This is a genomic window from Herpetosiphon gulosus (assembly GCF_039545135.1).
Taxonomy (GTDB): Bacteria; Chloroflexota; Chloroflexia; order Chloroflexales; family Herpetosiphonaceae; genus Herpetosiphon; species Herpetosiphon gulosus.
The window spans coordinates 367,976-394,065 of the sequence record NZ_BAABRU010000004.1 but is presented as its reverse complement, the minus strand read 5'-3'; the positions used below and the strand labels follow the sequence as shown (position 1 = coordinate 394,065).

The following is a 26,090-nucleotide window of genomic DNA, read 5'->3' as shown; positions in this document are numbered from 1 at the left end:
GCTCAACCCAAACGATGCCAGCAGTCGTTGATAGTGTTTGCATGAATCGCCTCCAAATCAAAACAATAGTTGAGTTATACCAAGTTTTGACTGGGCTGCCCTCGGTCTTAGGGCGCATCTCCAACACAACGCTAACGTAGCAAGCTTCTCGCAGCAGGCTGGGCTATGCTACAATCGGACTAGCAGTTAAGCCCAATTAAGTGTTTTATAAGGAGTAGAGACCTATGGCTGAGCAACACGATGTTGCCAACGAGCGCGAACAGTTTCAATTCCAGGCTGAAATTCAACAAGTTTTGCATATTCTGATTCACTCGCTGTATACCCACCGCGAGATTTTTGTGCGCGAATTAATCTCGAATGCTTCCGATGCTTTGAATCGGGTGCAATTTGAGATGCTCACTAACCAAGATGTGCGCGACCCTGAGCTTGAATTAGCGATTACGCTGGAAGCCGATAAAGATGCGCGGATCATTCGGATCAGCGATACAGGTATTGGCATGACCCGTGATGATATGATCAAGAATTTGGGCACGGTGGCGCAATCAGGCGCAAAGGCCTTTTTGCAAAAATTGGGCGAAGCCAACCCAACCAATAGCAGCGAAATTATTGGGCAATTTGGGGTAGGCTTCTACTCGGTGTTTATGGCTGCCGATGAAGTGCGGGTCACCTCGTTGTCGTATCAGCCCGATGCAACTGCTTGGCGCTGGACATCGTGCGGCGAAGCAACCTACACCTTGGAAGCCGCCGAACGCAGCGAACGTGGCACGACGATCGAAATCGTGCTCAAAGAAGATGCCGAAGAATATGCCGAACGCTGGAAGCTTGACCAAATTGTGCGCCAACACTCCAATTTTGTGGCCTTCCCAATTTATTCGGCTGAGGGCGACGAAAAGAAGGTGCTCAACCAACGCACGGCGCTTTGGCGCAAGCAGCCACGCGAAGTTACCCAAGAAGAATATAATGATTTCTATCGCCAAACTACGATGGATTTCAATGAGCCACTGAGCACGGTTCACATTAGCACCGATGCTCCGGTCGATTTGCACGCAATTTTGTTCTTGCCCTCCAAACGTGAGCAAGGCATGATGCGCCAAATTCCTGATCCAGGCTTGAAGCTTTATTCACGCAAGGTGCTCATTCAAGAGCGCAACGAAGAATTGTTGCCCAAGCATCTACGCTTTGTCCAAGGTGTGGTCGATTCGGAAGATTTGCCGTTGAATGTCTCGCGCGAAACCGTGCAGAGCAGCGGCACATTACGCCAAATTGCCAAAATTATTACCAACAAAATTACCAAAGAAATTGAAACCTTGGCCGAAAATGATGCCGAAAAATTTGCTGATTTTTGGCGCGAATTTGGGCCATATTTCAAAGAAGGCTTGGTCACCGATCCTGGCACGCGCAGCCAAATCGAGCCACTGTTGCGCTTCCACTCGACTAACGGCGAGGGCTTGACCAAGCTTAGCGAGTATGTCGAGCGTATGAAAGAAGGCCAAGAAGATATTTATTATGTGATTGCCGACAATGTGGAAACCGCTCGGCGTTCGCCGCACCTCGATTATTTCAACGAACGCGGCTACGAAGTGCTATTGATGCATGAAACGATCGATAGCTTTGTCATTTCCAGCTTGCGCGATTTCCAAGGCAAAAAATTGCGCTCAGTCGATGATGCCGATATTGCCGGCGACGATGTTGAGCTAGAAGGCTCGCTCTCAGCAGCTACTCTCGGTCAGCTTGGCGACCGGATCAAAGAATTATTGGGCGAGCAAATCAGCGAAGTGCGTGGCTCAAAGTTGCTGCGTAGCAACCCGGTGCGTTTGGCCGCGCCTAGCGATGATTTTGGCCGCGATATGGATCGCATTCGGCGCATGATGGGCCAAGAATATAGCGTGCCAAGCCGGATTCTTGAACTCAACCCACGCCACGCGATCGTGCACAACTTGGCAGCTCTGCTCGACGAGCCAGATCAAGCCGAATTGTTCAACGTTGCGGTGCAACAATTGTATGGCACAGCCTTGTTGGGCGAAGGCTTACATCCCAACCCTAGCGAGTTGATCAGCGGCGTGCATGCCTTGATTGCTGCCGCAACCAAAAAGCAATAAGTCTGGGTTCCCTCACCCCAACCCCTCTCCCACTGCGGCGGGAGAGGGGCTTTTTGTTAAAATCCACTCCTTGCGACTGATTACGCCCCAAATAATTATGATTATGCTAGGCAATGTTAAATTGACCATCCCAGCAAATGAGGTGAACGATGAGTGATGAGTTTGTGGCGTTTCCCAAAATTGCGCGGCTTTCGCGCCAAGTGATTGTGACCGAGAAAATTGACGGCACAAACGCCTGTATTGCAATTAACGAACAAGGCCACATTCGGGCTGGCAGTCGTAGTCAATGGCTGACTGTGGAGAACGATAATTATGGCTTTGCAGCATGGGTTGCCGCCAACCACAATGCCTTGCTTGAATTAGGGGTTGGTACGCATCATGGCGAATGGTTTGGTCACCGTGTTGGCAAGCGTCAATATGGGCTGAACGAACGGCGTTTTGCCTTGTTCAATACATCGCGTTGGAATGATGCGAATCGCCCTGCTTGCTGCGAGGTTGTGCCGGTGCTCTACGATGGCATTTTTGATACTGCCAAAATTGATGCATGCTTAGAAGATTTGCGGCTGAATGGTAGTCGGATGGTTGCTGGCTTTATGCAGCCTGAGGGTGTGATCATCTATCACACGGCGGCCAATAGCTTTTTCAAAAAGACCATGCCCAACGATGGAGCCAAAGGTAAAACCTAAACTGCCTCAGCTTATTGGGATTGCCGCGATTACCCAAAACCCGTCAGCACAACATCCTAGGCTAGAGCTTTTAGCATATTGGATGGGTGATGACGGGTTTAATAACGATACTTGAATTAGGAATGCTAGAGACAGGGTAACTAAGCTTCGTCGCGCGAAACCCACCATGCCAACCAGATCAACAAAGGTTGGAATGGCAAACGCAACCATAACAGCAGTGGGCGTTGTTTACCAAACAACCGTGGATTTTGCTTGAGCATTTGAATATTGGCCGGAAAAACCGCCAAATATAAGGCCATCAACCCTAAGCCAGCCTTACGGCGAACCCCTGGCAACAACAGACCCAGCCCACCCAAAATCTCAAACAAGCCGCTGAGATAAACCATGCTGCGCGGACGTGGCAACGAAGGTGGTACAATCTTGATGAAGGGCTTGGGATTGGTAAAGTGTAAAACGCCCACCAATACCATAAAACTCGCCAGCAACCCACGAACCAGACGTTTCATTGCACTACCCCATTGGATGGCGAATCGCCGACGAATATTGGCCAGTTAAATAATGCTCTAATTGACGTTCAATATCGCCTAGCAAGGCACTCGCACCATAGCGAAACAGATGTGGATGTAGCCATTGATCGCCGAGTTCTTCTTTGATCAACGCCAGCCAATCCAATGATTGTTTAGCAGTTCGGATGCCACCAGCAGGCTTGAAGCCAACTTTATAGCCAGTTTGCTCATAGTAATCGCGAATTGCCCGAACCATTACTAGCGACACTGGCAGGGTGGCGTTAACTGGCTCTTTGCCAGTCGAAGTTTTAATAAAATCAGCGCCAGCCAACATACAAACAAGGCTGGCCTGTGCGATATTACGCAAGGTTCCGAGTTCACCTGTAGCCAAAATTGTTTTCATATGGGCTTCGCCGCAGGCTTCGCGAAACGCCCGCACTTCTTCGTATAGGCCTTGCCAATCGCCGTTGAGCACAAGATGGCGTGAAATTACAATATCGATTTCACGAGCGCCCGCCGCAACTGAAGCCTCGATCTCACGCAGGCGTAACTCCATGGGGGATAACCCTGCGGGGAAGCCAGTTGATACTGCGGCAACCGGAATGGCCGTACCTTGGAGTGATTGTACTGCTGTGGCAACAAAGGTATGGTAGACACACACAGCGCCAACCGTCAGGTTGAGGCTGCGAATGCCGAGCGCATCGACCAAATCGCCACGAATTGGTTGCCGGGCTTTTAAACATAAACGCTGGACAGTGCCAACTGTATCATCACCTGACAGGGTGGTTAAGTCCATACAGCTAATTGCTTTTAACAGCCAAGCTGCCTGCCAATCTTTTTTAACCGTGCGCCGATTTGGCAAGCTACTCACGCGGCGCTCCACCGCTGAGCGATTGACGCGAATACTATTGACCCAGCCAAGGTCGAGCGGGCTGATGGGGTTACGTTGTTCGTGCGTCATTGCCGTGACACGCTCCACTTCGGTTTGCATAGTTCATCCTTGGGGTCGAAATGCAGATCGACCCATACTGGTTGTTATCAAATCGTCATCCACAACGCGGATCATTTCGCTGATAATACCATAAGCTTTTGTGCTTAGTGCAATTGCTTGATTAAAAGGAGTTGATTGAGATGACAACAATTCGCCATTCAGTCGAAGCCACGGTTAGCCGAATGGTCTTGCGCACGCTGCGCGAACGCGCTCAACTGGTGGGCTTGCCCAACGCGCGTAGCGATGCCCCCCGTGCTTTGGCCGCCTTGCTTGATCAAACCATTATCGAACAAGTAAGTTTAGATCAGCTTCAACGCCAAGCGCAACAAGCGATCGAAGCCGGAATTGGCTGCTTGGTTGTGCCACTGGAGCAAGCTGAACTCTGGGTTGATGCGACTGCTGGCAGTGGGCTACGTGTTGGGGTTGTGACCGACAATCGCGAACAGGCTGAGCATGCGCTACGGCTTGGAGTTACCGAAATTGAATTAATAGTGCCTCAACCGATCATTGGAGATGCGGAACACTTAGAAACATGGCTCGGCGAAATCTTGCCACGTTCATATGATCCCAAGCCATTGCTTAAACTCAACTTAACTGCCTGCGATCATCACCAAATCTTGCTGCGAGCCTGTGCTCAAGCCGCTACCCACGATTTGGATCTTGTGACCGTGCCAGCCGATTTCGTAGCCGATGTTCGTCGCACGATCAATTCGGCCATGGGGATTAAAGTTGATTTTGTGCATGATCTAGCTCAGGCACGTGCCTTATTGAGCAATGGTTGCACCCGTTTGGGCACAACAGGTGCCAACAAATTATTGATTGCAGCCCAGGTTAAACCAGATGTGCCGTCGTTGTGACGGCACATTCTATCCTTGAATAACCCAATGCTGCCAAAGGGCTACAACCGCGAAGTGTATGAAGCTATCGTTTTAGCCACAGATTGTACAGATGGATGTGATTATCCCGTTATGCGTAATGCCTGACCTCTAGTCCCTGATCCCTGACCCCTACTCTTTTGCCTTTTGATATTCATCCCTCATCCCTCATCCTTTCGGATTATAATAGGCCTATCGTCCCGCACTTTGTTTTGGGAGGCTTGTGATGAATCAGTTTGATGATGTTCGCGCCGTGTTATGTGATATGGATGGAGTTTTAGTCCACGGCGCACAAATTATACCTGGCGCACCGGAGTTTTTGGGTCGGTTACGGGCTTCAGGGCGTAAATTTTTAGTTTTGACCAACAATTCAATTTATACTCCCCGCGATTTACAGGCTCGTTTGGCCCGCATCGGGCTGCCGCTCGAAATTGAAGATATTTATACTTCAGCCCTTGCTACTGCCAAATTTCTCGATTCGCAACGCCCCAATGGCACGGCCTTTGTGATTGGCGAGGCTGGTTTGACCAATGCGCTCTATGATGTTGGCTACACCATGACCGAGCACGACCCCGATTATGTAGTGATTGGTGAAACGACCTCGTATAGTTTTGAGCGCATCACCCAAGCTGTGCGCTTTGTCGCCGCTGGCTCACGTTTGATTGGTACTAATCCTGATGTTTCAGGGCCATCGGAGCGTGGAATTTTACCAGCCTGTGGGGCAGTTGTGGCTTTAATTCGCGCCGCTACCAACGCCGAAGCCTATTTTGTGGGCAAGCCCAACCCAGTGATGATGCGTACCGCTTTGCGCACAATCGAATCACACGCTGCCGAAGCCATGATGATTGGCGACCGCATGGATACCGACATTATCGGCGGAACCGAGGCGGGTATGCGCACGGCCTTGGTGCTTTCGGGTATGATGACGCGCATTGATGCCGAGCGCTATCCCTATCGCCCAACCGCGATTATTGAATCAGTCGCTGAATTATTCAATTAAATAACAAATGTCCGCTGATTAATCCCAGCGGACATTTGATTTAATGTTTATTTAGACGGCGACTTTGGCGCTTGCCCCAACACTAACCGTTTGTTCGCCCAGCGCTTCAGCCAAGGTATTGGCATCGATCACGCTGCTATTAGCGGCAGTTGGGAAACTGCGTTCGCGGACTTCGTGGGCATATTGATTAAGCGCTTGCTCAATTGTGCTGCCCAAATCGGCATAGCGCTTGGTGTGGCGCGGCAGATGATCGCTATACAAGCCCAAAATATCGTGCCAAACTTGCACTTCGCCATCGCAACCAACCCCCGCTCCAATTCCAATTGTGGGAATATGCAAGCGAGCCGTGATCGCCTTGGCCAAGGCTGCTGGAATTAACTCCAAGACAATCGCGAAGGCTCCAGCGGCTTCAAGTGCCAAGGCATCGTCAAGCAACTGGCGGGCATGGGCCACGGTTTTGCCCTGCACCCGCATACCAATTTGATTAACTGATTGCGGGGTAAAGCCCAAGTGGCCCATCACTGGAATGCCCAAATCGACCAAGCGGCGCACGGTTGGAGCCATGTTCACGCCACCTTCGAGCTTGACCGCACCACAACCACCAATTTGCATCAACTTGCCAGCATTTTGGATGGCATGTTCAGGGCTGGTGTAGCTCAAAAAAGGCAAATCGCCAACCACCAGCGCTTTACTGCTGCCACGCATCACGGCTTTGGTGTGATAAACCATTTCATCGATGGTTACAGGCACGGTTGAACTATTACCCTGAATCACCATCCCCAGCGAATCGCCAACCAAAATTAACGGAATATCGGTACGATCGATCAGTTGGGCGCTGGTGTAATCATAGGCTGTGACCATCACCAAGCGTTCGTCCCGATCTTTCATCCGTTGAATATCGCTCAATTGTGTACGCATGGTAGCTCCTTTGCTTGGTTGAATATGTTGAAATATCGAAAATAGATTGCTTTCCCTCACCCCCAACCCCTCTCCCACGACGGCGGGCGAGGGGAGCACTGCCGGAGCGAATCCCCCCTCGCCTCGCGTGCGGGAGAGGGGGCTAGGGGGTGAGGGCATGCTGGCCGTTGTGCATGCGATAAACCATGACAGCTATGTTCTATGTTCTTTGATCTATGTTCTTAATAACGGTTGAGTTGCCTCGATGCAGGCGCGATACAAACTGGCAATATCAGGGGCATTGGCATCCAAGGCTTGGAGATGGCGCTCGACCGTGCCATAATCGCCACGGGCCAATGGGCCAGTTAATGCTTGGGGCAAGCCGACGCGAGCCAAATTTTCAACGTTATCGCGTAATAAAGGCACAAGTGCTTGCAATGCTTCTTGGCCTGACCAACCGCAAAGTTGCAGTAAATCGACCGCCCGTGCCGCCAACATAATGGCATAGTTGGCCGAAAGCACCGCCGCACTGTGATAAAGCACTTTATGCTCAGCCTGAATTGGGCGAGGAATGCCACCAACTGCTTGGACTAATTCCGCCAGCACAGCATATGACTCAGCTTCAGCCTCGATCGCCCAGGTAATTGCTTGGGGTAAGGGAGTTGAGCGGCTCGCAAAGGGAGCCAATGGATGACAACCAGCAACCTGCCAACCACGCAGCTGCAATGGTTGCAAAACGGCGCTGGTCAAGGCTCCTGAACAATGCACCACAATGCCAGTGCCATGGCCAAGTGAATCAGTCAAAGCTTGGGCGGTAGCGGCTAAATGATCATCAGGAATTGTCAGAAAGATCAATTGAGCTTGGGCAAATAATTCGTTGGGTATAAGTACGGGGCATGCCAGACTTTGAGCTAATGCCTGAGCCGAAGCAGCTGAACGAGAGCTAACGCCGACAAGTGGGTAATCGACGCGTTGTAAGGCCAAGGCCAAGGCTGTGCCAACCTTGCCTGCGCCAAAAATGCCGACTGTCGGTCGAGCGGAAAAAGCCATAAAAAAACCTCCGCAACGCCGAATCGCGTCAGCCGAGGACAACTAAGCACATCACTGTGTACTTACCATCTCGGTCGGGTGCGATCCAAGTGGTGTTTGAAACCAGAAAACCCATCAGTGCTTCCCGCCAAATTGGTCGAGAGCATGATCATTGTAGCACGTTCTGCAAAATGTCAATTAGCGAAGAAGCCACAAGCCGCAATTGTGGCTTTGTCGTTTGTATTAAAACCATAATTTTTGATGCAGCTGGATACGGCTGTCTATCAAAAATTGTGCTTTAGGGGGTGCAGGGGGATGAAAACACCCTGCGTTCCCCGCCTTGAGGCGGGGCGGAGGGGTGGTGATCAATTAAGCTCCCAGCATTGTTTGGCTGAAACTATATTAGCTAGATCATTAAAATCCTCTTTTCTCAATTAAAGCAACCAAGCCATGCTATAGACAATTAGGGCTTGGGCCGGACCATAGGTAAACCAAACCACATCGCCAATTCCGCGCCAACGGGCATCATTAAACAACTGGGTGGCCAAAATTAAATCGCTGAGCAAAAATAAGGCTGCGCCGATCGCAAATGTCAGCATTGGCAGTTGCTCCAAGGCTACCCCAGTTGCAATGCCTGTCGTGCTCGCCAGCAACAACGCATAAGGCAAAGCCACTTGATGCAACCGACTGCGTGAGCTATCGTGCCAAACTACCACATACCAGCCAAGCGCCCCCACGATTAACCAAACCAACCAGCTCAGCACATTGAAGCTTTCGATGCCTAGGCCAGCCCAAATATAGGCCACATGGCCTAGCCCAAAGGCACTCATGCCACCCAATACATAATTTTTAAGCGGAACAACTTGGGCCATGCATAAATCGCCCACAAAGCCCAAGCTCATGCCAAGCGCAACTAACAAGGCCGTTAGATTATGTTGCTGGTGCAGTTGCCACCACCAACTCCAAGCCGCCACCACCAAAATTGCTGATGACCCCAAACGCCCCCACAGCGTCATGCGGCGCGTGCCTTCAGGATTCGGCTTGCCTAGCACGAATCCGCCAAGCAACACCAGTGCCCATGCGACCAATAACCCACCCAACCAAAGCTGCATCATTGCAGAGAGTGCGTCCATACTGGCTCCTATAGTGGCTGCAAAATGTGAGTTTTGCACCCTTGTCGGGTCTTTTATGGCCTATTATACTAATTGCTGCGCTATCTGCGTAGATTGCACGACCAAAGGAGGTCCGCATGAGTAATTTGATTGTGCTTGGCTCTGGCACGGCACTTCCCGATGCTGAGCGTGAAAATAGTGGCTATGTTTGGCAAAGCGCGGCTGGCTTAGTCTTACTCGATTGTGGCGGTAGCCCGTATCGTCGGATGCTCAAATATGGGCTTGATCCACGTCAACTCCGCGCGATCTTCATCTCGCACAATCACCCCGACCACTTGATGGGCTTGCCCAGTTTGTTGCTACATTTGTGGTTGGCTCAACACAACGGTGAATTGCTAGTGTTTGGTAATTCGCGCACGATTGCTACGGCTGAGGCGGTTGTGCAAGCCGCCGATTTAGGCATTCATGCAATTACGCCCCAATTTCAAACCCTCGATGATGCTGGTGGTAGGGTCGAATTACCCTTCGATTTAGGTGCAACCTTCACCACCGCCCCAACCTACCATAGCCGCCCAACCCTCGCCTTACGGATTGATCAAGTAGGCCAAGGCAGTTTGGTGTATGGCGCTGATAGTGGACCATGCGCGGCACTAGTTGAATTAAGCCAAGCGGCGCATACATTGATTCATGAATGCACCGTTTCAATGCCCTTTGATACCCACTCAACGCCTGAGCAAGCCGCTACCACCGCTCAAAATGCTGGTGTCCAACGCCTGATTCTGACCCACTACAGCCCAATCAATACCGCTCCGGAAGCTGAAGTTTTGGCGCGAGTTGCCACAATGTTTAAGGGCGAAGTTTTGATCGCCTACGATGGTGCAGTTTTTGCATTGGATGCAGGCTAAGCATGCTAAGATAGCGCTGTGGTTACGGCCACCTCTTTGTGTGTCAATTCCCAATAAGGAGCTACGCCAATGGTTGTGCGCTTAGTTCGGTTAAAATTTGCCCCCGAACATGTAGCAGAATTTCTTGCATTTTATGCTGAATGCGAGCCAACAATTCGCCATCAAGAAGGCTGTTTGGCCTTATCGCTTTTACGTGAAACTGGCGACCCAACCGCCTTTGCAACCTGGAGTACTTGGGAATCAGGCCGTGATTTGCAACGCTATCGCCGCTCAGAGTTTTTCCGTGGCTTTTGGCCACGGGTCAAATCACTGTTGCGTGAGCCTGCCGATGCAGTTTCCTACGATGCCTTAACTGGCGATGCTATTCCCGATTTTCATCCGCAGCCAACACATGGTGCTCAGTTAACGCCGCTTGCAATTGAGTGATCAAGCGCTCACGCACTGCCGGAGCCATACTGTAACGCGCCTTAACTTTTAATGTAATCGTGGTCGTGACTGCACCAATTTCGCCATCTTCGCTGATGATTTCAGGTGTTTCAATCACATCATCACCTGGATCGCTGATAATTTGGTGCAGAACGATCATGGTTTCATCAAGTTTGGTAGTTGGCACGGTCAATTTGATGCTGGCTGGCGACCATTTGCCACGAGTAAAATTGCGAATGGTGCGAATATCGCCATTGGGCACCAGCCAAAGTTCGCCCGACTCGCCGCGAATATAGGTCATACGCAAACTAATTCGTTCAACACAACCCACCACCTGCCGATCACCAATCTCCACTTTATCGCCTAACGCAAATTGATCTTCAAATAGTAGCGTAATTCCGCCCAGAAAATCGCTAACATAAGGCCGCGCACTAAACCCCAAGCCCGCACTAAACAAGCCCAAAAAGGTAAATAAGGCACTTGGCTGAATAAACATGCCCATAATCAAAAACAGCGAGATCAAAATTGCCAAGCCATTGGTCAGCGATGAAACCAAGGAGCGCAAGGTCTTACGGCGGCGCTCGCTGAGGTTATGGCGCAGTAATTGGGCATTCGAGAGAAAGGCTCGCCGAATGATGATGCTAATCGCGCGTGCGGCGACTGCCACCAGCAAAAACGTCAGTGTGCCCCGCAACATATAGTAAGAAACGCTATTTACAGGTGGTAAATAAGGTTGAATCCAATCGAACATAGGGTTCCTCTGCTAGCTATTTTTCGCCAAACGTTGCGGCAATTCGCATGCCACAGAGTAGCATAGGAAAGGATGAAGGATGAATAATGAGGGATGAAAATCAAAAGGCAAAAGGCAAAATAGAGGTCAGGGGTCAGGATTCAGGGGCTAGGGGTCAGACATTACGCATAGCACTGAGCTGTAGTACATTGGGGATCACAAAAGCATAATTTGTGCAATTCGTGGCTAAAATAACTTCGTGCGCTTCGTGGATCAAAATGCTAGCTTGCTTTTTGCTAATACCTCGAATATACTTCAAAATAATTTGAATCATTTTGATTTGGAGTATTATTATGCAAAGCCTTGGGCTTGAACCACCTGCCGTGCTCAAATTGCTAGCGCATGATCTTCGTTGGCGCTTGTTACAACTTTTAGTCCATAGCGATTATCGGGTGCATGAATGTGTGGCGGTCTTGCAAGCGCCGATGAATGTGGTTTCATATCATTTACGGCTGTTGCGTGAAGCTGCCTTGGTGATCGAACGCCGTAGCGAAGCCGATGGCCGTGATGTCTATTACCATCTCGATTTGCCCACCTTGCAAACGGCCTATCAAGCTAGCGCTCAAGCCCTGCACCCTGATCTTGATCCATTTGCTGGTAAATCAACTAGCCAAACCTATCAACTCACCAAACCAGTGCGAATTTTATATTTGTGCACCCACAACAGTGCTCGCTCGCAACTAGCTGAGGCAATTACCCGCCATATTGGCGGCTCCATGCTCGATGTAGTGAGCGCCGGAACCCAACCTGCCGAGGTGCATCACTTGGTTCTAGCAACCTTGGCCGAAAAAAAGATTTCCAGCGCTGGCTTATATTCCAAGGCACTCCAGCCCTACCTTGAGCAAGATTTCGACTATGTGATTACGGTCTGCGATCGAGCACGCGAACAATGCCCAACGCTTGCTGGCCACCCCACCAGTATGCACTGGAGTTTTGCCGACCCATTGCGTGAAACCAGCGAACTAGCCCAAGCCGCTGCAATTGAAACCACCGCCCAGCAACTGATGACCCGTATTCGTTTTTTACTGACCACCATTGAGCGCCAACAACGCGAAGGGAGCAAATAATGGCTTTACGAATTGGCATTAATGGTTTTGGGCGAATGGGGCGGCTAGCATTACGGGCTGGCTGGAATCGCCCAGGATTTGAATGGGTACATATCAACGAACTTAAAGGCGAGGCTGCGACTGCTGCGCATTTGCTGGCCTTCGATTCAGTTCATGGCCGCTGGAACCAAGCTGTGCAGGCCGAAGCCCAAGCCCTGATCATCGATCAACAACGCCTGAGTTATAGCAATCATGCGACAATTGAAGCAACCGATTGGGCGAGCCATGACGTTGATCTGGTGCTGGAATGTTCAGGCAAATTTCGTAGCCCCGAACAACTAGCGGGTTATTTTGCGGCTGGAGTCAAAACTGTGATCGTTGCCGCACCTGTTAAGCACGGCGCACTCAACATTGTGATGGGAGTCAATGATCAGCTCTATGATCCACTACAGCATCGTTTATTAACTGCCGCCTCGTGCACAACCAATTGTTTAGCTCCCATCGTCAAAGTGGTGCATGAACAGTTTGGTATCAAACACGGCATGATCACCACAATTCACGATATGACTAATACCCAAAATTTGATCGATGCGCCGCATAAAGATTTACGCCGTGCCCGCGCCGCTAGCCAATCGCTGATTCCCACCAGCACAGGCTCAGCCAGCGCAATTGGCATGATCTTTCCAGAATTAGCAGGTCGTTTAGATGGGGTAGCGATTCGCGTGCCCTTGTTGAATGCCTCGCTGACCGATTGTGTCTTTGAACTGGCCCGACCAACTACGAGCGAAGAGGTTAATCGGGCTTTGGCTGAGGCTAGTCGTGGAGCGCTCAAAGGTATTTTGGGCTATGAAGAACGGCCTTTAGTTTCAGTTGATTACAAAGGTGATCCACGTTCGGCGATTATTGATGCAGCGCTGACGACTGTTACCAACCAAACCCAACTGAAAATTATGGCTTGGTACGACAACGAAATTGGCTATGTTAATCGCATGTTGGAGCTAGCCGCCAAGGTCGCCCAACTTCAGGCAGGCTAGGAGCCAACCATGCAGCAACAATTCAAAGAATATGCGATTGTTACCGCCGCCTATTGGGCATTTACTTTGACCGATGGTGCGTTGCGTATGTTGGTTTTGTTTCATTTTCATCAACTTGGCTATGGTGCCTTGGCGGTAGCGGCGCTCTTTATTTTCTATGAAGTATTTGGGGTGGTTACCAATTTATTTGGTGGCTGGCTGGGCACACGTTTTGGCCTGAATCGCACGTTGCATGCTGGCTTGGTGTTACAAGTTGTCGCCTTGGGCATGATGGTTGTGCCCAGTGCTTGGCTCAGCGTGCCTTATGTGATGTTGGCGCAAGCTGGCTCGGGCATCGCCAAAGATCTGACCAAAATGAGCGCCAAGAGCAGTATCAAAATGTTGGTGGCTGAAGATGCTCAATCGACCTTGTTCAAATGGGTAGCCATTTTGACTGGCTCGAAAAATGCGCTCAAAGGCGTGGGCTTTTTCTTGGGTAGCCTATTATTGAGCACCATTGGCTTTCGCAGTGCCTTCGCCGTGCTTGCGAGTTTGATTGCTATGGCAGCAATCGGCACTTGGATCTTTTTGCAACACGATTTGGGGCGTAGCAAAGCCAAGCCAAAGTGGCAGCAACTCTTTGCCAAAAGCCGCGCGATCAATCTGCTTTCAGCAGCGCGTTGTTTTTTGTTTGCAGCGCGAGATGTTTGGTTTGTGGTCGGCTTGCCAGTTTTTCTCAGTGAAGTGCTTGGTTGGTCGTTTTGGCAGGCTGGCGGCTATTTGGCCTTGTGGGTAATTGGCTATGGCCTGATTCAAGCGCTCGCGCCACAGATAACCCGCCGCTGGCAAACCACGCCCAACGGTTGGGCGGCAACAATTTTGGCTGGCTTGTTGATGCTGATTATGGCGGCGATTGCCAGCGTTGTGCAAATCAACCAACAATCGGCAGTCGTGGTTGTGGTGGGCTTAATTGGCTTTGGGTTTATCTTTGCGCTGAATTCGGCGGTGCACTCCTACCTCATTTTAGCCTATACCGATCAGGATGATGTGGCTTTGAATGTAGGTTTCTACTATATGGCCAATGCCTTGGGTCGCTTGCTTGGCACAATTCTTTCAGGCCTGCTCTATCAAAGCTATGGGTTGGCAGGCTGTTTATGGGCAGCGGCCTTGCTGAGTGCAATCACAGCCATGATCTCATTGAGCTTGCCGCGTGTGCCAAACCAACCGACATTGGGCGAACAGCAGGCCAAGGCTGGCTCGATCTGAGCAGAATGGAACCAAATTGCTACTTGTAAGTTGGCCTGAATCTACTACAATAGAGCTAAGCAAGAGATCGTGGTAGATACCACGTGGCATTTCGGAGGAAACCCCATGACTGATAATGAACCAGGGTTTTTCGAAAATTTGGTTGATAAAGCCAAGGATGTCGCCGAGTCGGTTGGTGAATTTATCGGCGATGCCGCTGAAAAAGCAGGCGATTTAGCCGAGCAAGCTGCCGAAAAAATTAGTGATGTTGCCGAAGTCGTCGGCGATAAAGCCAGCGATGTGTATGAAGCCGCCAAAGATAAATTAGGCATCGACGGCGACGAAGCTCCTCCTCCAGCCGCCTAGTTTCACGAATTGCTAAAAATTCGACACCCTCAGCATGGTTCGGTGCTGAGGGTGTTAGATTTTTAGGGATCAGTTGTCAGGGCTAGGAATCAGGTTGAAACCGCCTTCATCCTTATCAAGACTCTGCGCCTCTGCGTTAAAATTACTTCTAGCTTTTCTGGACCCTGGCAACTAGCCCCTGACCCCTAAATCCTACTCAGCATCAAATAATGGTGTGCTGAGGTAGCGTTCGCCGTTGCTTGGCACAATAAAGACAATCGTTTTACCAGCATTTTCGGGGCGGGCAGCTACTTGCAAGGCGGCCCACGCGGCGGCCCCTGAGCTAATCCCGACCATCAAGCCTTCTTCGTGAGCCAATTTGCGGGCCCATTCAAAAGCATTTTCATTGGTAACTTGAATAATTTCATCGATCACGCTGGTATCGAGCACATCGGGCACAAAGCCAGCGCCGATGCCTTGGATTTTGTGCGGCCCCATTTTGCCACCAGAAAGCACTGGCGAGGCAGTTGGCTCGACCGCAATTGCCTTAAAGCCTGGTTTGCGTTCTTTCAGCACCGAGGCAACCCCTGTGATGGTGCCACCAGTGCCAACCCCAGCCACCAAAATATCGACAGCGCCATCGGTATCATTCCAAATTTCTTCGGCGGTGGTGCGTTGGTGAACTGCTGGGTTGGCTTTATTTTTGAATTGTTGCGGAATAAAGCTACCTGGATTTTCGGCGGCCAATTCTTCGGCGCGACGAATTGCCCCGGGCATGCCCTCGGAGCCTGGAGTCAAAACTAATTCAGCTCCAAAGCCTTTGAGCAATTTGCGCCGTTCCAAGCTCATGGTTTCTGGCATGGTTAGCACAATACGGTAGCCTTTGGCGGCGGCCACAAATGCTAAACCAATTCCCGTATTGCCACTGGTTGGCTCGATAATCGTGGTATCGTTTGGATTGATCAGACCGGCGGCCTCCGCTGCCTCGATCATCGCCAAGCCAATCCGATCTTTGACGCTGCTGGCTGGGTTGAAAAACTCAAGCTTGGCTAATACCGTCGCCCCCGTGGTATTAACCTTGCCCAAGCGCACCAGCGGCGTGTTGCCGATAAGTTGGGTAATGTTGTCATAAATCCGCGCCATGGTTTGAGTCCTTTTGTTAACTAAGTTAAACGACAAACCTAACAATAATAGCATAACATAGCTTAGGTTTGTGTCAATCTGGCAAGGCGCACAGAAAGGAGTTATATGGATGCACATAGTTTGCTGTTGATGGCGGGGATGGTGATTTGTTTTGGCATCGCCACCTTCGTGCTTGCTGAACGGATTGGCATCCCGTCGATTGTCTTGTTGCTGTTGGTGGGAGTGATCGTTGGCCCCGAAGTTTTTGGCTTGGTTGATCCATCGGCCTTAGGCGTTGGGCTGCGGGTGTTGATTCCGTTGTTTGTGGCGATTATTGTATTTGAGGGTGGTTTGGTGCTCGATATCAACGATTTGCGCCGTTTATCGTACCCATTGCAAATGTTGATGAGTGTTGGAGCCTTAGTGACATGGGGTAGTGCAACCTTGGTAGCGCATTTTGTGGCGGGCTTATCATGGCCACTGGCAACCTTGTTTGGGGCATTGATGAGCGTCACTGGGCCAACCGTGATTACGCCTTTGATGCGGCGCAGCAATGCCAAAGAACGCTTAAAAGTGTTGTTGCAAGCTGAAGGCGTATTGGTTGATGCGGTTGGGGCTATTTTGGCGGTGGTTGTGCTCGATGTCTTGCTCACCAGCGGCACAACCATTAGCGGAGCCTTCGATTGGGCCGAACGCTTGCTGATTGGCTCGTTGATTGGTTTGGTTGGCGGCATTGGCTTAGCCTATGCGCTGCGCTTTATCGGCTCGAAGCTCAATGCTGAAACCACTCGTTTGAGCGCGTTGGGTGGCGCAATCGCAATCTTTATCATTGCTGAAGCGATTTCGCATGAAGCTGGCATTGCGGCAGCAGCAGTTTCAGGGATTGCGGTTGGCAATATCGATTTTCCCCACGAAGAAGAAGTTGTCTTGTTCAAGGGCGACCTAACCATGCTGGCAATTACGATTATTTTTATTTTGCTAGCAGCTCGTTTGAAATTTGCCGATTTGGCCGCGCTTGGTTGGTGGGGCGTATTAGCGGTTGTGTTGATGATTGTGGTGGTGCGGCCATTGTGTGTCTTTGCCTCAACGCTTGGTTCAACCTTAACCTGGCGCGAACGGGCCTTTATTGCCGCAGTTTGCCCACGCGGAGTTGTGGCCGCTTCGGTTGCCACCTTTGCAGCGATCTCATTGGACGAAGCTGGATTTGCTGGGGGCAATTTATTGATTGGCTTGGTGTTTATGACCGTGATTGGCACGGTTGTGCTGCAAAGCTTCACTACCCCGCTGTTTGCACGTTTGTTAGGAGTTGAACCGATGACCACCTTAGTTATTGGCGCGAATGATTTAGGCCAGCTGTTTGCCCGCCAACTGCATAGCCAACATCACGATGTGGTAGTGATCGATACTGATCAACAGTTGATCGATCGGGTGCGCCACCATGGCATTAGCACAATTACTGGCGATGCGACTGATCTGCAAGTGTTGCGTAAAGCTGGCGTTGAACGGGCCAAAGCGGTTGTAGCCTTGACCCCGAGTGATAAACTCAATCTGTTGGTGAGCCAGGTGGTGCGTTCGCATTTCAAGGTCGCAACAATTGTGGCTCGGGCTGAAAATGAGAGTACCAGCAGTGTTTTGCGCGATCTTGGTATCACAGTTTTAAATCCCTTGCAAGCGTCGGTTGATGCCCTGACCCAGTTAGTTCAAGGCCCATCAGCCATGAGCATGCTCTTAAGCCATCAAGCCGATCAAAGCATTTACGAAGTTGAAGTATCGAATCCGCGAGTGGTTGGCAAGCCGTTGAAACAGCTTAATTTGCCAAGTAATGTCTTGATTGTGGCAATTCGGCGAGCGGGCAATTTATTTGTGCCCGATGGCCAAACCCAATTGCAAGCAGCCGATCAACTAACCTTGATTGGCACAGCTAGTACAATTCAACAGGCCGATCAACAACTGCGTGAGGGAGCGAGCGAGGCAATGTATCAAGCATGAAACCAACCAAAACCCCTAGTCGCAAAGCGCGTTGGAGACGACTGATCGCAGCCTCGTTGCGCGATGGTTGGATTGTGTTTCGCGATTCGGGAATTTGGCTGGGCTTATGGCTCTTGTTGTGGTTGGGGTTTACCTTGGCAATTTGGGCAGGCACGCGCCCTGTTTTGGCTTTTAACCAAGCGCTATATCAAGCATTTAGCCAAATGACGCTCAACCCTGTGCCACTGCCTGAGCCATGGTGGCTGCAAGTGCTGTTTTATCTCGCGCCAGCCTTGAATATTATTTTGCTGGCGCGCGGTGCGCTCAATATGGGTATTTTGCTCTTCGATAAACGCAATCGGCGGGAGGCTTGGCAAATGGCGTTAGCATCAACCTATCGTGATCATATTATTGTGTGTGGTTTGGGCAAAATTGGCTATCGGGTGGTTGGGCAATTGCTGGCCAGTGGCTGCGATGTGGTGGTGATCGATGCTCATAGCGATGGGCCGTTTCATGAATTGGTGATGGGCCAGCATGTGCCAGTGATTATTGGCGATGCTCGTCAGCCAGAACTGCTGCACGAAGCAGGCTTACGCCATGCTACCTCGCTCACCGTGGTTACTGGCGACGATTTGACCAATCTCGATATTGCTTTGACCGCCCGCGAATCGCACCCTGATATTCATATTGTGATGCGGGTTTTTAACGATTCATTGGCAAGCAAACTCAGCTCAGCCTTTCATATTCAGACCGCATTTAGCACTTCGGCGCTGGCGGCTCCAACGCTTGCCGCTGCTGCCTTGGGTCGCGGCATTACCAACGCCTTGTATGTGGCAGGCAAGTTACTCTCGACGGTGGAGATTACGGTTGCCCGCGATGGCATTTTTGATGGACGCTTGATCCAGACGGTTGAAAATCAGCACGATATTTCGGTGCTTTATCGGCGTGGGCGTAATGGCGAAGATTTACGCCCACGCGGCGATGAACGCTTGAGCAGCGGCGATCAATTGGTGATTATCGGGCCGCTAGCAGCGATTAACCAGATTCAAACCCTGAATAAACCGAATGCTGCGCCCCATGCGCCCTATCGGCTTTGAGGATCATCGTTAGACTCTTGCCAACTGCCCAGTGAACGGGTTGGCGTGCGGCCACCAAATTCTGTTGGGGCTGAGCCAAATGTGGTTGGCTGTTCGTAGCTGTTGCTGGCTTGAGCTGAGGGTGTTGGCGCTTGATAACCTGTTGGTTTTGGTGCATACGGCGAAATGCTATCACTTGGCTGGTAGCTCTCAGGTTTGGGTTGATAGGCTGCAACGCTATCGCTTGGTTGGTAGCTTTCAGGCTTGGGTTGATAGCTTGATGCTGCTAATGGAGTGGTTTGACTACCAGTTTGATAGGCTGGGTAATCGCTGCTTGGGCCAGCAGGCACTAAATCATACGGCTGGGTGCTGGGTTTGCGGCGGCTCAAGATAAAGCCAACGCCTACCAACAGCAACCCAACTCCAACCAAACCGCCAACGCCCCACAAAGCCCATTGCGGCACGCCAGCACTCAACGTACCCACAATTTCAAGCTGATAATCGCGGCTCAAAGGATAGGGAAAATCATAGGTGATGCTGGTTTGTGCTTCGTTGAGCGTGGCAATTTCGCGCTCGTTCCAAGTGCTAATTGATTCAGGAAAGCGAATTGTCCAGCTGGTGGTGGGGCTAGCAATCAAGCCGGAGCCAAACAGCTCGCCTGATTCTTGGCTGCCCAACATTGAACTTTGACCGTTTTTGACAGTTGCCTTGAGCTGAACTTCATTGCCGTTTTGCTCAATTGCCACATCCTCAAAACGCACCAAACTATAGAGTTCGTTTAATTCGCTGCTGGTCAATTGCTCTTTGAGCATCGCCAAATCGCGAAATTGCATGCGAATTAACGTGCCCCGATACTGACCATCTTCACTGGTCCAATTTTCGTTGCTGGCTTGCCATTCAGCAGGCAGTAAATCGGCGATTGAGCCTAATTCGCTGAGGGCATCATCGAGCACATCGGTGCTTGCGCCGCTTCCGCCCATCTCGGCAAAATCGAGAAACTGTTGCGAAAAACCTAGTCGAATTTCATAAACACCGCTGGCATCGGAATTAAATTCAGTTTGTTGTTGCTGACTCACACAACCACTCAACAACACCAGCCCGAGAAGCAACAACCAATAGCGCATACAGCAGCCTCCGTTGATCAAAAATCGCTCACTATCATCGTACCGCAATTTGCTGGCTAAAACGCCAACACTCCGCCGTAAAGACGGAGCGTTGGCCAAAAGGTTTCAAATTGGCTTATTGTTTGCGATTAGGGTCGTTGTTTGGGTCGTAATAACCTTGTTGTTGATTTTGACCTTGAGCATTGGGGTCGTAGGTTTGACCACCATATTGCTGATAGCCAGCGGCCACTGGAGCAGCTTTACGGCGGCTCATCACGAAGAAGCCAACACCAGCCAAGACCACCAACAAGCCAACGCCACCAAGGATCAATGGCAAATTACTGCCGCCAGCACCGCCACCACTCTTGGTTGAAACTGCTTTGAGGGTATAGGTGGCAGTTTTATCAACTGGGATTTTCCAAGTAACCGTATTGCCGTTGACGGTTGCAATATCGGTTGGCTCAACGCTGCTAACTTCACCTGGCAAGGTTACTTGCCAAACAATCACAGCCTTTTTCAACGAATCGCCCATGCCAGGCATGCCAGCGCCTTCGCTCTCGGCGGCAGCAGCCAAATCGGTGGCCATTGCATTGCCGGATACAGTGAAGGTTTCGCCATCATCGGTTATTTTAAGATTCGATAACGCTTGGCCGGTTGGGCTATCGCTGCTGCCCGAGTCACTCAAAAATTGGCTTAATTGCTCGTTCAAGGTCGCAACGTTGGCAAATTTCATGTTAATCTGTACGCCTTGGAACTCGGTTTCGCCAAGTTTTTCTTTCCAATCGCTGGTAGTTGCAGCCCACTCAGCTGGATAACCTGAAACATCATCTCTGGTTTGTTTAAAGGGATCTTCGCCCTCGGTGCCACCCATGCTTGCCATCATGGCCATTGTTTCGGCATCCATACCTACTTTAAACGTATTCGTGCCACTGCCATCACCGCTGATTGTGGTTTCGACTTGTGAGGCAACACAACCGCTCAAGGCAATTGCTAACACGCCCAACAACATCCGACTCATCCACTGTTTCATGGGCTTCGCTCCTTCAATAAACTGGCTAACGGAGGATACTGCGATTATAGATGGCAATATATGCCATGTCTACCAAGGTTCTGTGCTATCCTGATAGCAAAATTGCGATAAGGATAATGGTATGCGTCGCTGGCGAATCTGCCTTTTGCTGTGGATGTTGGTGGGTTGTAGCGCAACCGCACCTGCAACCAGCACCCAAATTCCAATTCAACCAAGCTTGCCAACCCTAGCTCAAACTCTCAGCCCGACTCAAGCACTGGCCACAAGCATCCCAATCATTGCCGATGAAGCGGCGGTGGAACTTGCCAGCCAACAAGGGCTTGAGCGCGATTTGGCCCAACTTGCCGTTGATTGGCGCTTGCTTAGCGAAAAACCTCAACCACTACGTTTGGAAATGCCCCCACCATACGAGCGCCGCAGCTTTTGGGTTACCGATTTAACTAGCAATCAACAGCGCAATATCAGTGCCACCCTTCAACTTAGTACCACTCACCTATTAATTTATGTGGCCGATGATTTGCCAGTTGATCAACAAGCGCTGATTAATGCTGCTCAGCAATTTGAACAGGTTGGTTGGCCGTTGCTAGCCAAATGGTATCCGCAACAGGCTTGGCCTCAAGTGCCGGTAACGGTCTTGAATGCTGCGGTCAACGGGGCGGGCGGCTATTACGCCAGCGATAACGAATTGCCCCAAGCGATCAATCCATATTCCAACGAACGCGAGATGTTGGTGATTAACGCTGCGGCCATGCCACCCAGCGATTTTGGCTATGTCGCCACGTTAATTCACGAAATGCAGCATCTGTTGCATCGGAATGTGCTGAGCCACCCCGCCACTTGGCTCAATGAAGGCGCTTCGATGTTGAGCGAAAATCGTTCAGGCTATGGCAACGATAGTTTGGCACTCGATTTTCTGGCCTCGCCGGATACCCAACTCAATGCGTGGGCCAGCAGCCCTGGCACTGCGCTCAAACATTATGGTGCGGCTCAGCTTTTCCTCGGTTATCTCGATCAGCAACTCGACGGCTTGCCGATGGGAACCTTGGCTGCTGCTGATGCTGGCGATAATTTGACCAGCATTACGAGTTTGATGGCTACCCGCTACCCCGATTTGACCAGCTTTGATCAGCTGTTTGCAGCTTGGGCGGTCGCCAATTTGGTGAATGATCCTGATCTCGCCGATGGCCGTTATAGCTACGATTTGCCTCGGGCTGTGTTGCCAGAGCCAGCCCAGAGCAGCGAGCAAAACTTGAGCATTCAGCAATTTGGCAGCGATTATTTGGCTTTTGATAGCGCCAGCAGCGAACGAACTGTTGAATGGCAGGGCAATACCACAGTGCCTATTTTCGCCGCCGATGTGACAAGTAGCGCCACATGGTGGGGCGGGCGCGGCGATGCGCGAGTGAGCACGCTCACCACAGCAATTCAAGTGCCCAGCGCTGGCAGTAGCCTGAGCTATCAACGCTGGTTTGATTTAGAGCAAGATTACGATTATGCCTATCTCAGCCTCTCGCAAGATAATGGCCAAACCTGGCAAGCGATTGCGACTCAAGCCAGCACTGGAGCCAATCCGGTTGGCTTAAATATTGGGGCTGGCTGGACAGGCCAACAAACCGCGTGGCAAGCAGAAAGCATCGATCTTGGGCCATGGGCTGGTCAACAAATTCAATTGCGATTTTGGGTTATTAACGATGAAGCGTATAATGCTGCTGGTTTAGCCTTGAGCAATCTCACAATCGACAATGTAATGGCTGAATGGAGCGGGGCTGGTTTTGTGCCAGTGCGTAATCAACTGGCGCAGCGTTGGGTGCTAACGGCAGTGCTGTATGATCAAGCTGGGGTTGCTGAAGTTGTCGCAATTCCAACCGATAATGGTCAAGCGCGTTGGCTGATTCCGGCTAATCGACGAGCGGTTTTGGTGGTCAATGCTACAACTCAAGGCACAACCGAGGCAGCCGATTACAGCTATAACGTCACACCGTAGTATAATTGGGCAGCCCTAGCTTAGATGGATTGAGGATTGGCTCATGACTGAAAGCGTCGCAATTACCGAGCAGCCTAGTCAAACGGCTGCGATAACTATCCCACGTTCGCCCTTAAGTCGGTTGTTATTGCCAATTGCCTTGGTGGTGTTGGCGCTTGGTGCAGGGCTGGCAGCGTGGAGTGGCTTGAATTTTGGCTCTCAAACGATGCTGATTGGAGCCATTGCTGGCGGAGTTGGCTCATTGGCTGCTTTGGTTGGCCTGATTGCTGGCTTGCGGCGACGCTTGCCCTTGAGTGGTTGGGCCTTGATTATTGGCACGCTCAGCATCGCTTTGGGTGCAACCATGGTTTTCCCCGAGCAACGCGAATTGGCGATTATCAGCGCCGCCCTGCCCGTTTTGTGTGCTGCACTGACCTTGCGCCCCTTGCATACTGCTATTGTTACGGTTGTTAGTTTAGCCAGTTTATGGGCAGCGGCTTATTTTGCCGCCGCTGAACCAAGTACCAATCAATTAATTCAATGGAGCTTGCTCAGCGCTTTTGTGCTGGTAATTAGCATTTTTGCCTTGGTTTGTAGCGCAGCCTTACGCGCTTTTGATCGCCAACAAACTGTCGGCCACGAATCAACCACCCAACTCAACAAGCAGCTTGGCGAAGAGCAAGAGCGGGTCGAACGCGCTGCCCAATTGTTGGTGCAAGAGCGTGATCGACTGGCGGCGGTGCTAGGCGCAGCTAGCGATGGCGTGGTGTTGGCCGATAGCAATGGCATCATTTTGCAGGCCAATGCTGCTGCTCGTCAGTTGTTGAACGAAGCGTTTGGCGGTACGCTCGAAGGCCAAGCCCTTAATCAATGGAGCCAAGAAAACACTGGACGTTTGCGAGTGATTAGTAACGAACGCGAAGGCGAACGCCAACGGGTGGTCTTTGAGCAACAACAAGGCACCCGCAAGCCCGTGATTGGCCTCAACCAAGTGCCAATTCGTAGTAGCGCAGGCAGTGTCTTGGGCTACGTTGGGGTTTTCCACGATAAAACTACCGAATTAGAAGTTGAAGAAATGCGTTCGCAATTGCTCGATTTCCTCGTGCAAGATATGCATGATCCGCTGAATTCGGTGTTGGCGGCCCAAGATACCTTGTTGGCTGGCGATTTGGGCGATGGCAATGAGCGGGTTTTATCGACTGCCCGTCGTACCACCTCGCGCTTGGTTGAGCTAACCAATACCCTGATGGAAATGAGCCGTTTGCATGGCGACCCCAACAGCCTGCATCGCTTGGCCAATCCATTGCGGCCACTGATCGAAGGTAGCATTGCCCAATCTACACCCCAAGCCCAACAACGGGCAATCAACTTGGTGTTGGAGTATGGTGCTGATAGTGGTGGCCTTGCCTTCGATGCCGATAAGATGCGGCGGGTGATGAGCCACTTGTTGGATAACGCCCTGCGCCGCAGTCCAGCCTATAGCATGGTACGGGTGCAAGTGAGCAACACTGGCGGCAATGCCCAAGTGCGGATCGCCGACCAAGGCCCAAGTATTCCGGTTGAACTCGCAGGCCGTATTTTCGATCGTTTCAGCAAGCAGGTTGGCGAACAACGCATCGGCGGGGTTGGCTTGGCCTATTGCAAACAGGTGATTGAGGCTCATGGTGGCCGCATTTGGGTCGATAGCACCCCAGGCAAAGGCAGTACCTTTATCTTTAGCATGCCCTCAGCAGCATAATCTAGGAGTAGTTCTATGGCAAAAGTAGGCCGCAACGACCCATGCCCTTGTGGCAGTGGCAAAAAATATAAGCAATGTCATGAAGCAGCTGACCGTGCGCAGGAAGACCAGTTGCGCTTATTACGCCGTGCTCAAGATCGGTTGTTTCCTAAATTGATCGAGGCCACCCAAAGCGAAGAATTAGCTCCGAGCACGCCTAGCTTGTTTGAGCAATATTGGGGCGGACGCTATACCGCCGCCGATATGAGCGAACTTGATGAGCTAGAAGATCGTGGCTCAGAGCGCTTTTTGACTTGGCTGGCCTTCGATGCTCAAAGTGGCGATGATGGCTCAACCTTGGTCGAACGGATCGCCGCTAATCCACCAGCCGAGCTAGAGCTTGATGAGCATGAGCTGAATTTGTTGCCAACCTGGGCTGGCATTCGCTTGCGCCCCTATCTGATTACTGAAATTATCAAGGGCAAAGGTGCGTTGATTCAAGAGGTTTTGACCAAAGAAACCTTTACTTTGCGCGATCATGCTGCCGCCAAGCGCTTGGAAGAAAATGAGCTGATTTTTGCCCATCTTGTGCCAGTTGGCGAAGAATACTACATTGCTGGCGCAGCGGCTCAAACCACTCCCGACACGGTGGAGAAATTAAGTGAATTTTTGGCTGTCAGTCTAGAAGATTGGCAACTGCGCAATCCCGAGGCTGATCTGAATCAGTTTGTGCGTGAAAATAGCTATCTCTTCAATCATTTTATCTCAGTGTTGCCACGCGAGGAAAAAGAGCCATCGAAGTTTGACGATTTGATGCTACGTGGCCGTGCCGCCTTGCTGATGACCAAGCAATCGCTAGGTTTGGGCGGAACTGATGCTGACGACGATGAAGAATTTGACGACGATCAGGCTGATGTTGAGTTCGATGACGACGATCAGATTGATGACGAATTCGATGACGACGATCAGGCTGATGATAATGATGATAATGATGACGCTGATCAAACTGAAGCCCTAACAGATTCAGACGAACAGCCAACCAAATAACAATTTAGCCTGATTTAATCAGGGGTAGGAATGAGCCTAGGCCGCATTCTACCCCTGATTGTTGATTAAACCTTTGACTTTGCTGCGGCGTTCAGCTAC

General features: G+C 50.9%; 24 protein-coding genes. 15 read left to right on the top strand and 9 right to left on the bottom strand.

The features are described 5' to 3' along the window. The first annotated feature begins 224 nt into the window (after positions 1–224). On the top strand, positions 225–2,099 hold the full coding sequence (htpG, locus tag ABEB26_RS07595) for a molecular chaperone HtpG (RefSeq protein WP_345721363.1): 1,875 nt from the start codon (positions 225–227) through the stop codon (positions 2,097–2,099). A 149-nt stretch (positions 2,100–2,248) separates the two neighbouring features. Then, entirely contained in the window at positions 2,249–2,785 is a 537-nt protein-coding gene (locus ABEB26_RS07590; RefSeq protein ID WP_345721362.1) for an RNA ligase family protein, read from the top strand. A gap of 140 nt (positions 2,786–2,925) precedes the next feature. Here the strand turns inward: ABEB26_RS07590 and ABEB26_RS07585 are convergent, their stop codons facing one another. Together ABEB26_RS07585 and deoC are read right to left on the bottom strand one after the other, a co-directional pair. Beyond that, positions 2,926–3,291, bottom strand: a complete 366-nt coding sequence (locus tag ABEB26_RS07585; RefSeq protein WP_345721361.1) for a DoxX family protein — start codon at positions 3,289–3,291, stop codon at positions 2,926–2,928. Positions 3,292–3,295: 4 nt separating this feature from the next. After that, the gene (gene deoC, locus ABEB26_RS07580; protein WP_345721360.1) at positions 3,296–4,282 is read right to left on the bottom strand and encodes a deoxyribose-phosphate aldolase; all 987 of its coding nucleotides are present in this window, start codon (positions 4,280–4,282) and stop codon (positions 3,296–3,298) included. 140 nt (positions 4,283–4,422) lie between these two features. Between deoC and ABEB26_RS07575 the strand changes: the two genes are divergently transcribed. Together ABEB26_RS07575 and ABEB26_RS07570 are read left to right on the top strand one after the other, a co-directional pair. Further along, the gene (locus ABEB26_RS07575) at positions 4,423–5,139 is read left to right on the top strand and encodes a beta/alpha barrel domain-containing protein (protein ID WP_345721359.1); all 717 of its coding nucleotides are present in this window, start codon (positions 4,423–4,425) and stop codon (positions 5,137–5,139) included. Between the two features lie 244 nt (positions 5,140–5,383). After that, a complete protein-coding gene (locus tag ABEB26_RS07570) occupies positions 5,384–6,157 on the top strand; it encodes an HAD-IIA family hydrolase (protein WP_345721358.1) in 774 nt (257 codons plus the stop codon). Between the two features lie 51 nt (positions 6,158–6,208). Here ABEB26_RS07570 and panB read toward each other — a convergent pair whose 3' ends face one another. From panB to ABEB26_RS07555, 3 genes are all read right to left on the bottom strand, one after another. Further along, positions 6,209–7,075 carry a 3-methyl-2-oxobutanoate hydroxymethyltransferase gene (gene panB / locus ABEB26_RS07565; protein WP_345721357.1) on the bottom strand — a complete coding sequence of 289 codons (867 nt, stop codon included), beginning with the start codon at positions 7,073–7,075 and terminating at the stop codon, positions 6,209–6,211. A 213-nt stretch (positions 7,076–7,288) separates the two neighbouring features. Further along, positions 7,289–8,104, bottom strand: a complete 816-nt coding sequence (locus tag ABEB26_RS07560; RefSeq protein ID WP_345721356.1) for a Rossmann-like and DUF2520 domain-containing protein — start codon at positions 8,102–8,104, stop codon at positions 7,289–7,291. A gap of 413 nt (positions 8,105–8,517) precedes the next feature. Continuing rightward, the gene (locus ABEB26_RS07555; protein ID WP_345721355.1) at positions 8,518–9,216 is read right to left on the bottom strand and encodes a lysoplasmalogenase; all 699 of its coding nucleotides are present in this window, start codon (positions 9,214–9,216) and stop codon (positions 8,518–8,520) included. Between the two features lie 116 nt (positions 9,217–9,332). Here ABEB26_RS07555 and ABEB26_RS07550 point away from each other — a divergent pair, with 116 nt between their 5' ends. Further along, complete coding sequence (locus tag ABEB26_RS07550) at positions 9,333–10,100, top strand: MBL fold metallo-hydrolase (protein ID WP_345721354.1); 768 nt, start codon at positions 9,333–9,335, stop codon at positions 10,098–10,100. A gap of 69 nt (positions 10,101–10,169) precedes the next feature. Beyond that, complete coding sequence (locus ABEB26_RS07545) at positions 10,170–10,526, top strand: putative quinol monooxygenase (RefSeq protein WP_345721353.1); 357 nt, start codon at positions 10,170–10,172, stop codon at positions 10,524–10,526. On the opposite strand, the gene ABEB26_RS07540 is transcribed toward ABEB26_RS07545, so the two are convergent. Continuing rightward, positions 10,462–11,277: a mechanosensitive ion channel family protein gene (locus ABEB26_RS07540; protein WP_345721352.1), complete on the bottom strand. Its 816-nt coding sequence runs from the start codon at positions 11,275–11,277 to the stop codon at positions 10,462–10,464. The two genes, ABEB26_RS07545 and ABEB26_RS07540, sit on opposite strands and share 65 nt — an antisense overlap. Before the next feature lie 332 nt (positions 11,278–11,609). Here ABEB26_RS07540 and ABEB26_RS07535 point away from each other — a divergent pair, with 332 nt between their 5' ends. The 4 genes from ABEB26_RS07535 to ABEB26_RS07520 all read left to right on the top strand — a co-directional run bounded on the left by ABEB26_RS07535 (position 11,610) and on the right by ABEB26_RS07520 (position 14,986). Continuing rightward, positions 11,610–12,383, top strand: a complete 774-nt coding sequence (locus ABEB26_RS07535; RefSeq protein ID WP_345721351.1) for an arsenate reductase/protein-tyrosine-phosphatase family protein — start codon at positions 11,610–11,612, stop codon at positions 12,381–12,383. After that, positions 12,383–13,396 carry an ArsJ-associated glyceraldehyde-3-phosphate dehydrogenase gene (locus tag ABEB26_RS07530; RefSeq protein ID WP_345721350.1) on the top strand — a complete coding sequence of 338 codons (1,014 nt, stop codon included), beginning with the start codon at positions 12,383–12,385 and terminating at the stop codon, positions 13,394–13,396. Before ABEB26_RS07535 ends, ABEB26_RS07530 begins: the two co-directional genes overlap by 1 nt. A 9-nt stretch (positions 13,397–13,405) precedes the next feature. Then, the gene (gene arsJ, locus ABEB26_RS07525; RefSeq protein WP_345721349.1) at positions 13,406–14,641 is read left to right on the top strand and encodes an organoarsenical effux MFS transporter ArsJ; all 1,236 of its coding nucleotides are present in this window, start codon (positions 13,406–13,408) and stop codon (positions 14,639–14,641) included. A gap of 105 nt (positions 14,642–14,746) precedes the next feature. Continuing rightward, on the top strand, positions 14,747–14,986 hold the full coding sequence (locus ABEB26_RS07520; protein ID WP_012190866.1) for a YtxH domain-containing protein: 240 nt from the start codon (positions 14,747–14,749) through the stop codon (positions 14,984–14,986). Positions 14,987–15,178: 192 nt separating this feature from the next. Here ABEB26_RS07520 and cysK read toward each other — a convergent pair whose 3' ends face one another. Continuing rightward, on the bottom strand, positions 15,179–16,108 hold the full coding sequence (cysK, locus tag ABEB26_RS07515; RefSeq protein ID WP_345721348.1) for a cysteine synthase A: 930 nt from the start codon (positions 16,106–16,108) through the stop codon (positions 15,179–15,181). A gap of 105 nt (positions 16,109–16,213) precedes the next feature. On the opposite strand from cysK, the gene ABEB26_RS07510 reads away from it, so the two are divergent. Together ABEB26_RS07510 and ABEB26_RS07505 are read left to right on the top strand one after the other, a co-directional pair. After that, on the top strand, positions 16,214–18,076 hold the full coding sequence (locus ABEB26_RS07510; protein ID WP_345721347.1) for a cation:proton antiporter domain-containing protein: 1,863 nt from the start codon (positions 16,214–16,216) through the stop codon (positions 18,074–18,076). Beyond that, on the top strand, positions 18,073–19,152 hold the full coding sequence (locus tag ABEB26_RS07505; RefSeq protein ID WP_345721346.1) for a potassium channel family protein: 1,080 nt from the start codon (positions 18,073–18,075) through the stop codon (positions 19,150–19,152). Before ABEB26_RS07510 ends, ABEB26_RS07505 begins: the two co-directional genes overlap by 4 nt. Here ABEB26_RS07505 and ABEB26_RS07500 read toward each other — a convergent pair. After that, positions 19,140–20,255 (bottom strand): hypothetical protein, encoded by a 1,116-nt coding sequence (locus ABEB26_RS07500; RefSeq protein ID WP_345721345.1) that lies wholly within the window; start codon positions 20,253–20,255, stop codon positions 19,140–19,142. The two genes, ABEB26_RS07505 and ABEB26_RS07500, sit on opposite strands and share 13 nt — an antisense overlap. A gap of 115 nt (positions 20,256–20,370) precedes the next feature. Then, the gene (locus ABEB26_RS07495) at positions 20,371–21,264 is read right to left on the bottom strand and encodes an LppM family (lipo)protein (RefSeq protein ID WP_345721344.1); all 894 of its coding nucleotides are present in this window, start codon (positions 21,262–21,264) and stop codon (positions 20,371–20,373) included. Between the two features lie 121 nt (positions 21,265–21,385). On the opposite strand from ABEB26_RS07495, the gene ABEB26_RS07490 reads away from it, so the two are divergent. From ABEB26_RS07490 to ABEB26_RS07480, 3 genes are read left to right on the top strand one after another with little or no spacing between them, the layout of a single operon-like run. Then, entirely contained in the window at positions 21,386–23,248 is a 1,863-nt protein-coding gene (locus ABEB26_RS07490; protein WP_345721343.1) for a hypothetical protein, read from the top strand. 43 nt (positions 23,249–23,291) lie between these two features. Beyond that, entirely contained in the window at positions 23,292–24,965 is a 1,674-nt protein-coding gene (locus ABEB26_RS07485; protein WP_345721342.1) for an ATP-binding protein, read from the top strand. Between the two features lie 15 nt (positions 24,966–24,980). Beyond that, positions 24,981–25,991 carry a YecA family protein gene (locus ABEB26_RS07480; RefSeq protein ID WP_345721341.1) on the top strand — a complete coding sequence of 337 codons (1,011 nt, stop codon included), beginning with the start codon at positions 24,981–24,983 and terminating at the stop codon, positions 25,989–25,991. Positions 25,992–26,090: the final 99 nt, after the last annotated feature.

Excerpts from the sequence above, each read along its gene's own strand:
- htpG (WP_345721363.1), top strand. The coding sequence starts at position 225 with ATGGCTGAGCAACACGATGTTGCCAACGAGCGCGAACAGTTTCAATTC.
- ABEB26_RS07590 (WP_345721362.1), top strand. The coding sequence starts at position 2,249 with ATGAGTGATGAGTTTGTGGCGTTTCCCAAAATTGCGCGGCTTTCGCGC.
- ABEB26_RS07585 (WP_345721361.1), bottom strand. The coding sequence starts at position 3,291 with ATGAAACGTCTGGTTCGTGGGTTGCTGGCGAGTTTTATGGTATTGGTG.
- deoC (WP_345721360.1), bottom strand. The coding sequence starts at position 4,282 with ATGCAAACCGAAGTGGAGCGTGTCACGGCAATGACGCACGAACAACGT.
- ABEB26_RS07575 (WP_345721359.1), top strand. The coding sequence starts at position 4,423 with ATGACAACAATTCGCCATTCAGTCGAAGCCACGGTTAGCCGAATGGTC.
- ABEB26_RS07570 (WP_345721358.1), top strand. The coding sequence starts at position 5,384 with ATGAATCAGTTTGATGATGTTCGCGCCGTGTTATGTGATATGGATGGA.
- panB (WP_345721357.1), bottom strand. The coding sequence starts at position 7,075 with ATGCGTACACAATTGAGCGATATTCAACGGATGAAAGATCGGGACGAA.
- ABEB26_RS07560 (WP_345721356.1), bottom strand. The coding sequence starts at position 8,104 with ATGGCTTTTTCCGCTCGACCGACAGTCGGCATTTTTGGCGCAGGCAAG.
- ABEB26_RS07555 (WP_345721355.1), bottom strand. The coding sequence starts at position 9,216 with ATGGACGCACTCTCTGCAATGATGCAGCTTTGGTTGGGTGGGTTATTG.
- ABEB26_RS07550 (WP_345721354.1), top strand. The coding sequence starts at position 9,333 with ATGAGTAATTTGATTGTGCTTGGCTCTGGCACGGCACTTCCCGATGCT.
- ABEB26_RS07545 (WP_345721353.1), top strand. The coding sequence starts at position 10,170 with ATGGTTGTGCGCTTAGTTCGGTTAAAATTTGCCCCCGAACATGTAGCA.
- ABEB26_RS07540 (WP_345721352.1), bottom strand. The coding sequence starts at position 11,277 with ATGTTCGATTGGATTCAACCTTATTTACCACCTGTAAATAGCGTTTCT.
- ABEB26_RS07535 (WP_345721351.1), top strand. The coding sequence starts at position 11,610 with ATGCAAAGCCTTGGGCTTGAACCACCTGCCGTGCTCAAATTGCTAGCG.
- ABEB26_RS07530 (WP_345721350.1), top strand. The coding sequence starts at position 12,383 with ATGGCTTTACGAATTGGCATTAATGGTTTTGGGCGAATGGGGCGGCTA.
- arsJ (WP_345721349.1), top strand. The coding sequence starts at position 13,406 with ATGCAGCAACAATTCAAAGAATATGCGATTGTTACCGCCGCCTATTGG.
- ABEB26_RS07520 (WP_012190866.1), top strand. The coding sequence starts at position 14,747 with ATGACTGATAATGAACCAGGGTTTTTCGAAAATTTGGTTGATAAAGCC.
- cysK (WP_345721348.1), bottom strand. The coding sequence starts at position 16,108 with ATGGCGCGGATTTATGACAACATTACCCAACTTATCGGCAACACGCCG.
- ABEB26_RS07510 (WP_345721347.1), top strand. The coding sequence starts at position 16,214 with ATGGATGCACATAGTTTGCTGTTGATGGCGGGGATGGTGATTTGTTTT.
- ABEB26_RS07505 (WP_345721346.1), top strand. The coding sequence starts at position 18,073 with ATGAAACCAACCAAAACCCCTAGTCGCAAAGCGCGTTGGAGACGACTG.
- ABEB26_RS07500 (WP_345721345.1), bottom strand. The coding sequence starts at position 20,255 with ATGCGCTATTGGTTGTTGCTTCTCGGGCTGGTGTTGTTGAGTGGTTGT.
- ABEB26_RS07495 (WP_345721344.1), bottom strand. The coding sequence starts at position 21,264 with ATGAAACAGTGGATGAGTCGGATGTTGTTGGGCGTGTTAGCAATTGCC.
- ABEB26_RS07490 (WP_345721343.1), top strand. The coding sequence starts at position 21,386 with ATGCGTCGCTGGCGAATCTGCCTTTTGCTGTGGATGTTGGTGGGTTGT.
- ABEB26_RS07485 (WP_345721342.1), top strand. The coding sequence starts at position 23,292 with ATGACTGAAAGCGTCGCAATTACCGAGCAGCCTAGTCAAACGGCTGCG.
- ABEB26_RS07480 (WP_345721341.1), top strand. The coding sequence starts at position 24,981 with ATGGCAAAAGTAGGCCGCAACGACCCATGCCCTTGTGGCAGTGGCAAA.